Source organism: Parabacteroides timonensis (genome assembly GCF_900128505.1).
Taxonomy (GTDB): Bacteria; Bacteroidota; Bacteroidia; order Bacteroidales; family Tannerellaceae; genus Parabacteroides; species Parabacteroides timonensis.
This window is the reverse complement of record NZ_LT669940.1, coordinates 234807-246967: the sequence shown is the minus strand read 5'-3', so window position 1 is coordinate 246967 and position 12161 is coordinate 234807. Positions and strand designations below refer to the sequence as shown.

The 12161-nt window shown below is 43.5% G+C and carries 19 protein-coding genes; 11 read left to right on the top strand and 8 right to left on the bottom strand.

Annotated features, from left to right (window positions below):
- The first annotated feature begins 12 nt into the window (after positions 1-12).
- The 5 genes from BQ7394_RS01855 (at position 13) to BQ7394_RS01835 (ending at position 2134) form a co-directional block, all read left to right on the top strand.
- A complete protein-coding gene (locus BQ7394_RS01855) occupies positions 13-279 on the top strand; it encodes a hypothetical protein (RefSeq protein WP_075555814.1) in 267 nt (88 codons plus the stop codon).
- Between the two features lie 12 nt (positions 280-291).
- The gene (locus BQ7394_RS01850; protein WP_075555813.1) at positions 292-564 is read left to right on the top strand and encodes a hypothetical protein; all 273 of its coding nucleotides are present in this window, start codon (positions 292-294) and stop codon (positions 562-564) included.
- A 42-nt stretch (positions 565-606) separates the two neighbouring features.
- Entirely contained in the window at positions 607-1317 is a 711-nt protein-coding gene (locus tag BQ7394_RS01845; RefSeq protein ID WP_075555812.1) for a DUF7168 domain-containing protein, read from the top strand.
- Positions 1318-1324: 7 nt separating this feature from the next.
- Positions 1325-1807: a hypothetical protein gene (locus BQ7394_RS01840; RefSeq protein WP_075555811.1), complete on the top strand. Its 483-nt coding sequence runs from the start codon at positions 1325-1327 to the stop codon at positions 1805-1807.
- A 108-nt stretch (positions 1808-1915) separates the two neighbouring features.
- Positions 1916-2134: a hypothetical protein gene (locus BQ7394_RS01835; protein ID WP_057327599.1), complete on the top strand. Its 219-nt coding sequence runs from the start codon at positions 1916-1918 to the stop codon at positions 2132-2134.
- Here the strand turns inward: BQ7394_RS01835 and BQ7394_RS01830 are convergent.
- The 8 genes from BQ7394_RS01830 to BQ7394_RS01795 form a co-directional block, all read right to left on the bottom strand.
- Positions 2131-2673, bottom strand: coding sequence for a hypothetical protein (locus BQ7394_RS01830; RefSeq protein ID WP_057327598.1), 543 nt, complete (start codon positions 2671-2673; stop codon positions 2131-2133). The genes BQ7394_RS01835 and BQ7394_RS01830 overlap by 4 nt on opposite strands.
- Positions 2670-3227, bottom strand: coding sequence for a phage virion morphogenesis family protein (locus BQ7394_RS01825; protein WP_075555810.1), 558 nt, complete (start codon positions 3225-3227; stop codon positions 2670-2672). Before BQ7394_RS01825 ends, BQ7394_RS01830 begins: the two co-directional genes overlap by 4 nt.
- Positions 3228-3329: 102 nt before the next feature.
- A complete protein-coding gene (locus BQ7394_RS01820; protein WP_139317665.1) occupies positions 3330-4631 on the bottom strand; it encodes a phage head morphogenesis protein in 1302 nt (433 codons plus the stop codon).
- Positions 4632-4645: 14 nt separating this feature from the next.
- On the bottom strand, positions 4646-5884 hold the full coding sequence (locus BQ7394_RS01815) for a phage portal protein family protein (protein ID WP_075555808.1): 1239 nt from the start codon (positions 5882-5884) through the stop codon (positions 4646-4648).
- 2 nt (positions 5885-5886) lie between these two features.
- Positions 5887-6306: a phage protein Gp36 family protein gene (locus tag BQ7394_RS01810; protein ID WP_075555807.1), complete on the bottom strand. Its 420-nt coding sequence runs from the start codon at positions 6304-6306 to the stop codon at positions 5887-5889.
- A gap of 3 nt (positions 6307-6309) precedes the next feature.
- Positions 6310-6540 (bottom strand): hypothetical protein, encoded by a 231-nt coding sequence (locus BQ7394_RS01805; RefSeq protein ID WP_075555806.1) that lies wholly within the window; start codon positions 6538-6540, stop codon positions 6310-6312.
- A 1-nt stretch (position 6541) separates the two neighbouring features.
- Positions 6542-8077, bottom strand: coding sequence for a hypothetical protein (locus BQ7394_RS01800; RefSeq protein WP_075555805.1), 1536 nt, complete (start codon positions 8075-8077; stop codon positions 6542-6544).
- Positions 8067-8525 carry a hypothetical protein gene (locus tag BQ7394_RS01795; RefSeq protein WP_075555804.1) on the bottom strand — a complete coding sequence of 153 codons (459 nt, stop codon included), beginning with the start codon at positions 8523-8525 and terminating at the stop codon, positions 8067-8069. The genes BQ7394_RS01800 and BQ7394_RS01795 overlap by 11 nt, the downstream gene beginning before the upstream one ends.
- A 204-nt stretch (positions 8526-8729) precedes the next feature.
- On the opposite strand from BQ7394_RS01795, the gene BQ7394_RS01790 reads away from it, so the two are divergent.
- From BQ7394_RS01790 to BQ7394_RS01765, 6 genes are all read left to right on the top strand, one after another.
- Positions 8730-9680, top strand: coding sequence for a hypothetical protein (locus tag BQ7394_RS01790; RefSeq protein WP_075555803.1), 951 nt, complete (start codon positions 8730-8732; stop codon positions 9678-9680).
- Positions 9681-9699: 19 nt separating this feature from the next.
- On the top strand, positions 9700-10764 hold the full coding sequence (locus BQ7394_RS01785) for a hypothetical protein (protein ID WP_075555802.1): 1065 nt from the start codon (positions 9700-9702) through the stop codon (positions 10762-10764).
- The gene (locus BQ7394_RS01780; RefSeq protein WP_075555801.1) at positions 10761-11174 is read left to right on the top strand and encodes a structural protein P5; all 414 of its coding nucleotides are present in this window, start codon (positions 10761-10763) and stop codon (positions 11172-11174) included. Before BQ7394_RS01785 ends, BQ7394_RS01780 begins: the two co-directional genes overlap by 4 nt.
- 111 nt (positions 11175-11285) lie before the next feature.
- Complete coding sequence (locus tag BQ7394_RS01775; protein ID WP_235848650.1) at positions 11286-11564, top strand: hypothetical protein; 279 nt, start codon at positions 11286-11288, stop codon at positions 11562-11564.
- 94 nt (positions 11565-11658) lie between these two features.
- Positions 11659-11949, top strand: a complete 291-nt coding sequence (locus BQ7394_RS01770) for a hypothetical protein (RefSeq protein ID WP_075555800.1) — start codon at positions 11659-11661, stop codon at positions 11947-11949.
- A gap of 1 nt (position 11950) precedes the next feature.
- Positions 11951-12160, top strand: a complete 210-nt coding sequence (locus tag BQ7394_RS01765) for a hypothetical protein (protein ID WP_057327586.1) — start codon at positions 11951-11953, stop codon at positions 12158-12160.
- The last annotated feature ends 1 nt before the right edge of the window (position 12161 follow it).

Genomic DNA, 12161 nt, shown 5'->3' with positions numbered 1-12161 from the left:
AAAATAACGAATATGGAGCCATTGGTAAGATTAAGGGGTTGCAAAGGTTGTAGTAGAGATCTCCACGCCTATATGTCCTGTGATAAAGATAATGTGCGAAAGGCTTTGGAATTGGGGATAGCCTGTACCGGAGCGAACGATAATGGAGCATACAACATTTATTTTGACGATAACGCGGAACTTTGTTGTCAGTATATGAGGTATTGTGTTACCAGAGAGTTTAGGATGGTTACTTCCATCGAAGAGGCTATCGAATGGATGGAACAAGTTATGAACTAAAAAATAACGAAAATGGTACTATCACCCGAAACAGTCAGCGCATACAAAGAATTGCTGACAAATCCCCAAAAGCACGGCTTATCATTTAAGCCACTGAATGAATGTTTTGAAGAGACAAAAGAAGTAATCCCGAAACATATATTGTTTGAAGCCTTCTTGAATTACCTTCAAAAGCCTCTACCCAAAGTGATATTTTATATCATCATGGATGAATTATATTCCCATTTGATAGGGAAAGATGAGAATACGAAAGATTTTGGATATAGATTAAAATTGATAGTTTAACCCTAAAAAACAGCGAATATAAGCAAAATTAAAAGGAATAAAATGGAAACAGAAGTACCAAATAAAATAGTTGAAAGACTGAAAAAGTTAATGCGCCTTCAACAATCAGCCCAAAAAATCGGGTCAGAAGGTGAAGCAAATGCCGCTGCGGCTGCGATTAGTCGACTGTTGACACAATATAATTTGTCATTGATGGATATTAACCCGGAAGAAAGAAAAGAGTCTTTGCGGGTACAAAGAACCGGAAATATTAGTTTTAAAGACACATACGGCCTTTGGAAACGCTTGCTTATGAATGTTATATGTGAATTTAATTACTGCAAAGTTTTCCTGATTTCCGGTCAAACAAATATGATTGTAGTAGGAACAGAAGCAAATACTTCAACGGTTATCTATTTATATGATATGCTGCGCAGTATCTTCCGCAAATTGGCTCCGGTCAGGTATAAAGAATTTGCAAACGGCAAACGTGGGGCTATACGAACAGAAAAGTATAAACGCAAATATATTATTTCGTACCTGAATGGTTGTGCCTATGGACTAAGGGAAAAACTAACCATTGAAGCAAAAGCAAACGAAGTGCAGGAAAAATCGCTTGTTGTTTGTCATAATCAACTGATAAATGACTATATGCGTAGTTATGCATCTGTCGAAAGAAAAGCCCCTAAAACGAAAAAGAAAGATATAGCAGAGGCTTTTTACAATGGTTATTGTGACGGAAAGAATACTAATATCAACAAAGCAATAAAATAATAATCCCATGAACTTAATTTTCGCATCAATAGCAATATTTCTGCTGTATATTGGCAGTATTGTTTTTATGTTTGGCATTCCGTGGTCTATTAGCAACACCTACTATCTTTTAGAGGAAAAAAGAAAAGGGTTGGGCTGGCTGTTTACTGCATTTTGTTACGGTGTTGGCGGTTTCTTGCTACCCGGTTGGCTGAATGTGACACCGGAAGGTTATCAGTTTACCTGCTTTCTCTCTGCCGCAGGCTTGGCTTTCGTTGGTACGGCGGCACAATTCAAAGAAAGCCTGACAAATGCAGTGCATTATACTGCGGCGGTTATCTGTTGTCTGTTTTCTCAAATATGGTGTTTCGCGGCCGACTTTTGGTGGTTGTCCCTGCTTTCTTTTGCCTTTTTTTTATGTGTTGCCGGATTTAGCCGGGAAAAGAACTGGATGTTTTGGATTGAAATAGCCGCTATAATGGCAACGTATAATTCAATTCTGATGCTTTAAAGTGATGTTGCCACTTTACGGAAAGCGGGATAAGTAAATTTATCCCGCTTTTCTTTTGTGGTACGGCGTTTAATTGATAATTTTGTATTTGTTCTAAATCCGCAATACATGAGTTTAACAGGCTGTTCATACGCAAAACGCGTTAAGGAAGTAAATGAAATATACGACGAATACGCAAAAACCGGTTTATCCAACCGGGCGATTTGGCGCAAGTATATTTGGCCTATTTATGGTATATCGGAAAAGACTTTCTATAACTATATAAATGCGGCCGCAAACCCTGCTGTTATTGCTAAACAGGAAGCGTTGCAACTGTCCCTGTTTTAATGAACGGCGATATTCGGCATAGTGGGTAGCTTCATCATTTTTTTGACTGCCGAATTATCATGTACCAAACATTTAAAGACTTCCGTATTATCGAATATTTCTTCGTGGTCGTGGCACGGAATAGAAGCCGTCCGTTCCAAAGAACCTAACTGTTCTGTACTGAAGCCGTATAAACAACGGTTTATTTTATCCAATAAATCAAGATGGAAAGTGTCACCGTCGAACCCTTCAGGTACAGCGTTTGTTACCACATGAAGCCCTATTGTAAGGTCTGCGTCCTGTAATCCGTTGGTTTGTGTCCGCCAGCTAATTTTACCAAATTCAATGAAAACGGCCGGCATGGCAAATATACTTTCTTCTTCTATAAATTCAACCTGCCTGTTCCAAAGGGCGATGTGTTTTATAGCGTAATTTGGCTTATCTCCACTTTCTATAACAGCCTGAAGCCGTTCTTCTGATAGAAATATTATATTTCCCCCTTCATCAATAATAAGCCGGCTAAGGCGTTTTTTTAATGCCTGATATACATCTTTTCTCATTTTGTAATAATATTATGCCGTTTAAAATAATCGTCAATATTTTGTTCTGCGATTTCGCGTATAATCTTATCTGTTGTTTTACTATTGCCGATAAAGCGGCGTTCCGGTATGGTGATTGTAGAACCAACCTTTTTCAAAGCCATAGCCCTGTAAAAGTTTTCTTTATCCGATAACGTCCGGTTGCGTTTGTTATCCCGTTTTTCGCCGTTTTTCTTATAGCTGTACCCGCTTTCAATCTCTTTCAGCTTTGCGAAGAAATACCCCTTCATCTTACGGGTAACCTTTATTTCTCCGCCTTCGTTGTGAATGCGTCCGTATGGTTTGTGTGAAGTGTACGCCAGTTCCGCTCCCCGCTTCCGGGAACTGATGCTTTTGCGTAATCCGCCGGTGCGCTGCATTAATGAGCCGACACCGTCGTCAAACTTCCTTTCGGGCCACTTCTGTTCATCAAAGAAAGATTTACGTTCAAAATTTCGGTCGAACTCTTCGTCTAATTCTACCTTTATATCATCCAAAGACCGGTCGATTACTTCTTTTCTGAAATTTCCGTTCATAAGATTGGGTTTTAGATTATTAATTGTATATTTGCGCTATGAAAGCATTCATTGTGTGGCCACACCTGGTCTTGGAACCTAAGACGGCGCCAATGGGTGCTTTCATTTTATCTTGTCCGTAATCGAATACAGGAAGCGATTGTGCCAAATAACACCTTTTTTCGACTTTTCGTCCGTTTCTGCCACATTCAAATAAACAGTTTTGCCTTCTATCTCTGATTTCAGATAATAGAACCGTTTGATTTTATCTTTTCGTTCATGGCTGAGCGAATCCGACGTTCTCACATAAACCGCTTTTTCCAGCACTTTATCCAGTTCGGACAAATGGTCTTTCTTTAGGACTGACGATCGGCCAAACGTATCACTATATAGATGCTCGTTCCCTTCCTTTCGGAATCCGATACTTTTCTGCATCCCGTCAATCTCCAGCGTGACTTTCTTTTTTAGAAGCGGCTGCATTTCCCTCAGGTAGTGCTTACGCTCAATGGCAGTCTGTGATTTGGCCATATCTCCGGCGCATTCCCGGATGATCGGGCACGCGGCACAAAGTTCATTGCTTGGTACTTTACCCAGCTTCACATTACCTTTTTTGCATACAGAACATTTGCTGATTGTATATGTATTGTAAGCCGGGTAAGCAGCCCTTTGCTTTCCGGGATTAAAGCGGAACATTTCGGCGTACTTCCCCTCAGTCGCCTTTTCTCCGGCCGTCATGGCTTCTTTGCTATCGGTTGCCGGATATTTGGCCGCACGTACTTTTGTAACGGTACAGCGACAACGCCAGCCATTTGGCGGGTAATAGCTATCCCAAAACGGGTCGCTGCTTGGCAGGGTGATACCTTCCAAAGCGCGATGTTCCTTTCTTACTTTGTTATCCCCTACCGTCCGGTATTGAAGTAAATACCGACCGCCTCCGTCGTCCTGCTGTTCTTCCCAGCGGGCTGCCATTTCGCTGCTTGCTACGGTAAAGTCATATTCGGTTTTCAGGTAGAATTTATTATAAGTATCATTCAATGTTTGAACGTCCTTATAATACTGTTCAAACGGCTTTATATTTCCGCTTTCGTCCAGCAACATACCTGCGGCTTCTTTCATTTCGTGAAATGTCTTGAACCCGCTGAAAACACCAACGCTTTCGTGTAAACTGTTTACCATTGCTTCAGATGGCGAACTTTCACCCAACCCCCGTTCTATGCCTTTGGAGAGAAAAGACGCTGTTTCCTCAATCAGCCCGGCGATTGCGTCGTCGCGAAGCATGGCCGCCCCGAATACGCGTTTATCGTGCAACCATTCTATCGCCTTGTCGAACGCCGCTTCAACACCTGAAATATCCGGGTAATCCTTTGCGGATAAAACAAGGTCGCCACCTTTGTACACTTCTGCCGCCCTACCATGCAGCCCCACGTAATCGGTGGGGCTTAGTCGAAAAAAGGTCTTGAAAGTGGTTGTGTCGGAACCTGCTTTTTACCAATGATAGGGATATTATACTTATCTATAAAGTATTTGGGGTCGACTTCAAACCGGTCTACAATCATTGTTTCAAATGAAACCTGCTGTTCCGGCGTGTAGTCTATACTTTCGTCATATATAAAACGTAACCCTTTTATCGGGAACCCATGCTTAACCATACGCGGTATAAGCTGGTCGTTTACTATATCCTTGACCAAATCCGCGTCGCTTTCGACAACATTTTCAAATACTTCAAGGTGTACTTCAGACTGCGACAAACTACTGCCATTGTCGATTGTCATTGTCTGATTCAGCAGCCCCTTGCTTATTTCGCTGTTGGCCCGTTCGACGCGTTTATCGTACACGTTAAACGCATCGCCGCGGGTTGTTTCCTTTATGTCTATTTCGGTTCCTTCGGGAAACAAGCCCCATGCGGCGGCTCCCATAGAAGCCAGCATGTTTTCAATGCGCGACCGATCTTTGGGGTCGCGTGCCGTTGACTTGGCAATTCTAATCGGCATGCCGAATATTTCTCCGAACTGATCCCAATAGGCCAGCATGTTCTTTTTGGGAATTGCCTGATGTGCCGCCTTCAGGTATAATCCGAGGTCTTTCGGTTTTCCGGCTTCAATAACCCAATCGGACAAAGGGCCTTCCCGGTAATCAAAACCGTTTTTCCATTCGTCACCCTGTTCGCGGATGATAGCCCCGTATTCGGGAATAACATGTTTACGCGGCACTAATTCAACGTCTTTGTAGCGCATTTTTCCGTCGACGGATATGACATCGCCCAACTGTATAAGCGAATGCCCCCAATAGCGGCTATCCAAAATATAGCCGATTAAATCTTTGAACCAGCCTGTTTCAAACAGGGCCGTAGCTTCTTCCTTTTCCTTACCCTTCGCATCTACCAGCTTGAAACTTTTTTTCAGCGTGAAGCCCTTGCGCTGACCGACGCAACCGGTCAAGTGAAGGTCAGCCTCTATATCTGTATAAATATCATACAGCGGGCCGCGTCGCGGGTTTTCGATATTCAATGCCATTTGCCATGCCTGACGCCAGTTTTTCAGGTCTTTTTGTGTCAAGGCATCGGCTTGCAGCTTCAGTTCCACCAGCATGGAATTAAGCCGTTTCCGGTCGCTTTCCCTTGCAAGATTATACCCGCCAATAGACAGGCTGTTGTTTATATTGCGTTTTTTACTACCCATTGTTACCAAATGTAAGTGTTACTTTTTCCTGACCCCCATTTTACAGGGTTATAAATATCTTCTTCGCCGTCCTCACCGGTGAAGGTTGGCAAGTCCGGTGTGACCTTTCCGGTCTGTACTTCTTCCAGCCACTTTATCGCGCGGTCGTAACGCTCCTTTCTTATTTCGCGCCCCATTTTATTTGGCAGCCATGAGATAAGATGATACAACGTTATATCACAGGCGTACATAACGATTATGTCGTTCCGTTTTTTGCCTACCGCGGAAAATACTTTGTCGGTATCGTACCGGCTACGCAGATAACCGGCAATTTCTTCGACAGCCATTTTTTCGGCCTGTTCGCGTTTTTCCGGCGTACTTTGTTGGAAGATAGTCAGAGCGTCCGCCGATGTTACGATATAGTCGTTCTCTGTTAGAAACATAGGCTATGCGGTTATAAGAATTGCACGTCTTTCCAAGTCTTGAATAGTAGTGCCTTTTTTAAAAACACGCCTTGCAATCAGGCTTTTTAATTCCTGTTTGGAATAGACTCTGGGAACACCGGCCACCATCAAAACGATGTACTTGCGTTTGCTCACTTGTGATAATTCTTTTGCCATCTTGACGGCTCTTTTTACTCTGTAATTCAGAATAATTTCTTTGAATAACTTAATCATATTACCATGAATTTTTAGGGCTCCGGCGCATACCGAAGCTGGGTTGATACTCTTGTACTCTTGTATATTTTTGCAGGATATAAATAGCCCCTTCGTCGGCGTCCGGTGCATCGTCATGTGTCCGGCTTCCTTTTTCGATTGAAAGGGTCTGTTCTATCCCGGCCAACATATCGGGATCGTTTTGCATGGCTTCGTTATAAAAGACAAAGCCACGCTCCCAAAGGGGCGAAACTGCTTCGATACGGCCGAATTTATCCGGCTTTTTACGCTTGTCGGCCTGTATGGGTAATTGGTAGCCCCGTAGCTTTCCTTCCGTTGTAAATTCATCCAAAAGAATGTCCTGAAGAAAATTGGCTTCAATGTAGTATTCGCAAATAACCCCTTCGGGCAAACTTTCGTGCAGGTCGTAGAACCAGCGTACCATTTCCGACACGCTGCACTGGCGAACAAATGCTTTGATGTGATGCAATTCTGTACCAATCTTACCCCATACTTTTATCGCCTTGTAGTCGTTTTGCGTTGAACCTTTAAAAGACGGGTCGCAATAAGCCACGATTTTGTCGTACCGGTCAAGCGGAAACATCTTTTTAAACTTAATCCAGTCTTTGCGAAAAACCGAACCTTCCTTTATGGGATTATTCATGTATTCTTTTTCAAATGCCCTGTACCCCATAAATTCACGTTTGGCCTTGATACGTTCTGCCGTCCAGTATTCCGGCCAGGAGGGCTTGCCGTTTTTATCCAGTACATTCACCTGACTGACGAATACGCCTTTTGACGCCGCGATATTAGCCAGTACGCTGCATTTACTGATAAGGTTACCCACCATAATAAAACGGCCGCCTTCCGCCCCAAAAGCCCCGAACAAGGCTTCCTTCACCCATTCGGTAATCTTTTTAACGCGGGTATCATTTTCACACAGTTCGTCGTCGTCGAGGTCGTCAATAACGATGTAATCCGGGCGGCGGTTCCGGTAGCGAAGCCCGCGGGGGCTTTGTCCGCGGCCGCGGGCGAAGAAAGCAACCCCGTTGCGGGTTACAAATTCACCGTCTTGCCAATTCCCGGCATTGTATTGCGCCCCGAAGTCGTGAATATACCGTTTGTTGTATTGTAATTCCGCCTGTATATCCCCGAGCAGCGTTTTTGCGTTATCTTCGGACTTTCCAACCAATACCATTACGTGTATCTGCCGTTGTTTTTGACACATCAGCCACATAGGTATCATTACGTCCATGTGTGTGGATTTGGCATGCCCGCGTGCCCACTTGAATACAGCTTTTAAATCGCGTGTTTTTAATATCCTCTTTGCGGCTTCTATGTGGAATTTTGCGGATTGTGTTACTTTTCCCGTTTCCCTGTCCGTGCAATAATGGGGATAATAGTATTCGACAAAATAGGCATAATCTTTTCGGGCACGCTCGATACGTGCGATTTGGGTTGCTTTTGTTTCGGCGGCATTGACGGTAGACATGTTTTGTATCGTTTCCGACAACTGTTTCCATCTTTCCTGTGCCTGTTTTAAAGTGTTAGTTGCCATTGAATAACGATTTGCTGTTTCCTATCTGTTCGCTTAAAAACATATCTTGATAACGGTTCATAGTCTTTACTAAATCCGTCGTTAATTCCTTATCGACCTGCATACGGACAACCAGCCATTCATTGTATGCGGTTAACACTTCCAAAATGGTAACGGCATTTGTCTGTTTATCCAGTTCTTTTATAGAAGCGGATAGTTTTGCCATTTCATCAAAAGACATATCGCCTTCTTCCAGTTTGTCGTTAGCCTTTTGCATCATTTTGGTTACAAGTTCTTTCCGGGTGATGCTTTTAGCCATACGCATAGTATCCCAACCACCGTCGGAAACCCATTTGTTTATCGTAACGCGGCTAACCCCGACCTTTTCGGCCACAAGTTTTTGCGTGTCGCCATTCAGATAGTACAGGCGCGCAAGTTCTTTGCTCTTTTCCAGTTCCTTTTTTGACATAATTATCGCTTTACTTTTGGGCAAAATTGTAAAGTATGGATGGGTGAGGCAATTAAGTGTGAAACGCTTTCCATCTATTATAAAATGCTTTCACACAAGTGAGTAACGGTTGCACACTTTTTTGTGCGGACTATTTTAGGGGGTTATGTTTGCACCGGATAAAGCGCAGAAATGCAGTAATAAAAACGATGTAACATGTAGCAAATGGCAAAGCGAATAATTATAAGTGATGAGTCCGTAAACTGTTACGGAACGTGGGTTAAAACCGATGGCGTTGATATTTCGCAATACGAACGTAATCCTGTGTTGTTGTGGATGCACTGGCGCGGTATTATTATCGGCTGCATCAAAGATATAAAAAAGGAAGGCGACAAAATCACCGGCGAACCTTACTTTGATGAAGTACGCGATGAAAGTAAACTTGCAAAGCAGCAATGGGATAAGGGTACGTTAAAAATGGCTTCCGCTAATTTTGAGGTAATAGAAACCAGCGACGCGCCGGAACTGATAAAGCCGGGCCAATACCGGGCTACTGCTACACGAAGCAAGCTAATTGAAACAAGTATGGTTGACATAGGCGGAAATGACAACGCTTTGCCGATGGTACTCACTTTTAAAGGTCAGGAACTAAAACTGGCGGCCGGTGAAAATTCGGACGGTCTGCCATTACTCACTAATATCAACAATCAAAAAGACGAAGAAAAGATGGATTACAAAGCTATCGCCCTGAAATTGGGGTTGCCGGAAACGGCCGGAGAAAATGAAATTCTTTCTTCCATTGACCTGTTGCTTGGCTATAAAACGGCCAACCAGCAATTACAACAGGAGAAAGAACAATTGCAGTTATCCGCCATTACTCAAACGGTAAAAGAAGCTACGGCAAAACACTTGATTGTGCCGGAAAAGGAAGCGCATTTTATCGAATTGGGTAAAAAGGTCGGTATTGAAAGTTTAAAATTGACTTTTGAGTCTATGACGCCCATTCAAAAGCCGATGAACTTGATTAACCAGCCGTCAAGCGGTTCTATGGCGTTGGACTATAAAAAATTGTCTGATGTTCCGGCGGATAAGATTGAAGAAATAAGAAACAACGACAAACATACTTATATGAAGCTGTACCGGGCTGAATATGGTGTGGATTGCCCGAATTACTAATCAAAAAAACAGGTATTAAATGAAAACAGGATTTAAATTATTTTCCCGTGTGTTGGTTTGCGCAACTATGGGGCTTATTCTTGCCGTTGCAGTTGGTGTTCCCGCTTCTGCCGGTGCGGCCACTGCCGTTGGCGTGTCCGCTTTAGCGGGAAACTTTATGCCCAAAGGGGCTGCCTGCGCCGGTGTGCTTACGGAAATTTGGACAGGTGAATTGATTAAAACCCTTCGTGCGGGTGATGTTGCTACCTTCTTGGATGGCATTCCGGATTATAGCCAATACGCCGAAAATGATGTTATTCACATGGTAGATGTAGGCGGCGACCCTGACGTATTAATCAATAATATGACTTACCCTATCGCCGTTCAGGAAATTTCAGATGTTGATGCGGTGTTCAGCTTGGATAAATTCCAGACTAAAGCGACCCCGGTAACAGACGACGAACTGTATGCTTCCTCTTACGACAAAATGTCAAGTTTGAAGGAACGCCATGCTGATGCAATCAAAGTTTCTAAATATGCAAAAGCAATTCACGCCCTTGCACCGGATAAGACAACGGCAAAAACACCTGTGTTGAAAACAACCGGCGAAATAGTAGACGGCGGGGAAACGGGCCGGCGCAGATTACAGGTTGCGGATATTATCGCACTGAAAGATGCCTTTGATAAAGCGCAAATACCATTGCAGGGCCGCCGTTTGGTATTGTGTTCCGACCATGTAAACGATTTATTGCTGACAGACCAAAAGTTCAAAGACCAATACTATAACTATACAACCGGTAAAATATCCAATCTGTATAGTTTTGAAGTCTTCGAATATTGTGCCAACCCTGTATATAAGGCCGACGGAACAAAGGTCAAGTTTGGAACTGCTGCCGGCGCAAATGAATTTCAAGCTTCTGTCGCTTTCTATACAAAGCGTGCTTTCAAGGCTTCCGGTTCTACTACGATGTATTACAGTGAGGCAAAAACTGACCCGCTGAACCAGCGCAGCCTTGTAAACTTCCGTCATTATTTCATTGTGCTGCCAAAGAAAAAAGACGCGATGGCGGCTATCATGTCGGATTATGTAGCAGCTAAGGCATGACAACACCACGCGGAATAAGAAATAATAACCCCGGTAACATCCGAAATTCGGATGCTACCGATTGGCAGGGTGAAGTAAAAAAATCGGAAAAGAAAGATAATGCTTTTGAAGAATTTGAAGATATGGCGCATGGTTATCGTGCCCTGATTAAGTTGCTTCAAAACTATCGTAAAAAGCATAATTGTAAAACGATTGCGGACTTTATTAGCCGGTGGGCTCCGAGAACAGAGAATGATACAGCTGCGTATATACAAAGAGTTTGCCGCGAAATGCAAGTTACTGCGACCTATGTGCCGGATGTGAACGACAAAACGACTATGTGCAATTTTGCAGCGGCTATCAGTCAGGTAGAAAACGGCATTCCTGCCGTGCAGGCTGATGTATATGCGGGCTGGAATTTATTAAAGTAAACCTAAGAAGTCAGGATGGAATTGTCTGGAATAATTTCGTTGGTCGCCGCAATCATATCCGCACCGTTAAGCGCGTGGCTCACGGCTATATTACTGCGAAAGAAGTATGACGTGGAAGTCGAACAACTTCGGGCGCAAGTAAAAGCCTCAAAGGCGGAAACCCGCGGCGATGAACTGGAAAATGTAAAAAAGGCAATGGCCATCCTGATGGAAGAGGTGGTCGAGCCGCTAAAAAAAGAAATAAATGAAATACGGAAAGAGTTGGCGCGGTTTCGCCGGGCCGTTGAAAAAGTTAATACTTGTCCCCACGCTGATATTGCTTGTCCTGTACGTGACGAGTTGCGGCACGCAGAGAAATGCGAAGGGCACGCCCGCGAACCTACCGGATAATCTTGTAACGGAACGACTGGTTCCGGTTTATTTGTCGCCTGATTCGGCACTTCTTACAGCCCTGTTTGAATGTGACAGCAATAATCAGGTTATAATGAAGGCTTATAATGAATTGAAAAGCGCAGGTGTTGAAAGTAACCTTTCTTTTGATAATGGCAAACTTGATTACAAGGCTAACGCCAAGCGTGACACGATTTATATACCGGCAAAAGATTCTATTATTTATGTGCCACTGCCCGTTCCCGGCGATACGGTCTATACCAACCGGCTTACATGGTGGCAGCAGACGTGGATATACATAGGCAGATTGTTTGCGGTTATCCTTTTGATCAAGTATCTGCCTTTGCTTTGGAAGGCTATTTTAAAACTATTAAAACGCAATTAGAATGGCAAAAGAAAAACAGGGACAGCCGGAAGTAACACCGGTTCCCATAACAGAACAGGAACCCGCCTTTTTGGCTCAATATCGGGCGGCATACCCGGAATGTTTAAAATTTCATGTGACCGGTGATAACTTGGTATTCCTGTCGCACGAATACGATAAAGCCGTTTCTCACCAAAAAACGGTGGGAAAAGGAGAGTTAAAAACTTATTAAT

What these genes read in the sequence shown, in the direction of transcription:
- BQ7394_RS01845 (WP_075555812.1), top strand. Translation starts at nt 607, where the DNA reads ATGGAAACAGAAGTACCAAATAAAATAGTTGAAAGACTGAAAAAGTTA.
- BQ7394_RS01795 (WP_075555804.1), bottom strand. Translation starts at nt 8,525, where the DNA reads ATGTCAAAAAAGGAACTGGAAAAGAGCAAAGAACTTGCGCGCCTGTAC.
- BQ7394_RS01830 (WP_057327598.1), bottom strand. Translation starts at nt 2,673, where the DNA reads ATGAGAAAAGATGTATATCAGGCATTAAAAAAACGCCTTAGCCGGCTT.
- BQ7394_RS01790 (WP_075555803.1), top strand. Translation starts at nt 8,730, where the DNA reads ATGGCAAAGCGAATAATTATAAGTGATGAGTCCGTAAACTGTTACGGA.
- BQ7394_RS01780 (WP_075555801.1), top strand. Translation starts at nt 10,761, where the DNA reads ATGACAACACCACGCGGAATAAGAAATAATAACCCCGGTAACATCCGA.
- BQ7394_RS01800 (WP_075555805.1), bottom strand. Translation starts at nt 8,077, where the DNA reads ATGGCAACTAACACTTTAAAACAGGCACAGGAAAGATGGAAACAGTTG.
- BQ7394_RS01815 (WP_075555808.1), bottom strand. Translation starts at nt 5,884, where the DNA reads ATGGGTAGTAAAAAACGCAATATAAACAACAGCCTGTCTATTGGCGGG.
- BQ7394_RS01810 (WP_075555807.1), bottom strand. Translation starts at nt 6,306, where the DNA reads ATGTTTCTAACAGAGAACGACTATATCGTAACATCGGCGGACGCTCTG.
- BQ7394_RS01805 (WP_075555806.1), bottom strand. Translation starts at nt 6,540, where the DNA reads ATGATTAAGTTATTCAAAGAAATTATTCTGAATTACAGAGTAAAAAGA.
- BQ7394_RS01855 (WP_075555814.1), top strand. Translation starts at nt 13, where the DNA reads ATGGAGCCATTGGTAAGATTAAGGGGTTGCAAAGGTTGTAGTAGAGAT.
- BQ7394_RS01785 (WP_075555802.1), top strand. Translation starts at nt 9,700, where the DNA reads ATGAAAACAGGATTTAAATTATTTTCCCGTGTGTTGGTTTGCGCAACT.
- BQ7394_RS01840 (WP_075555811.1), top strand. Translation starts at nt 1,325, where the DNA reads ATGAACTTAATTTTCGCATCAATAGCAATATTTCTGCTGTATATTGGC.
- BQ7394_RS01825 (WP_075555810.1), bottom strand. Translation starts at nt 3,227, where the DNA reads ATGAACGGAAATTTCAGAAAAGAAGTAATCGACCGGTCTTTGGATGAT.
- BQ7394_RS01850 (WP_075555813.1), top strand. Translation starts at nt 292, where the DNA reads ATGGTACTATCACCCGAAACAGTCAGCGCATACAAAGAATTGCTGACA.
- BQ7394_RS01770 (WP_075555800.1), top strand. Translation starts at nt 11,659, where the DNA reads ATGAAGGCTTATAATGAATTGAAAAGCGCAGGTGTTGAAAGTAACCTT.
- BQ7394_RS01765 (WP_057327586.1), top strand. Translation starts at nt 11,951, where the DNA reads ATGGCAAAAGAAAAACAGGGACAGCCGGAAGTAACACCGGTTCCCATA.
- BQ7394_RS01835 (WP_057327599.1), top strand. Translation starts at nt 1,916, where the DNA reads ATGAGTTTAACAGGCTGTTCATACGCAAAACGCGTTAAGGAAGTAAAT.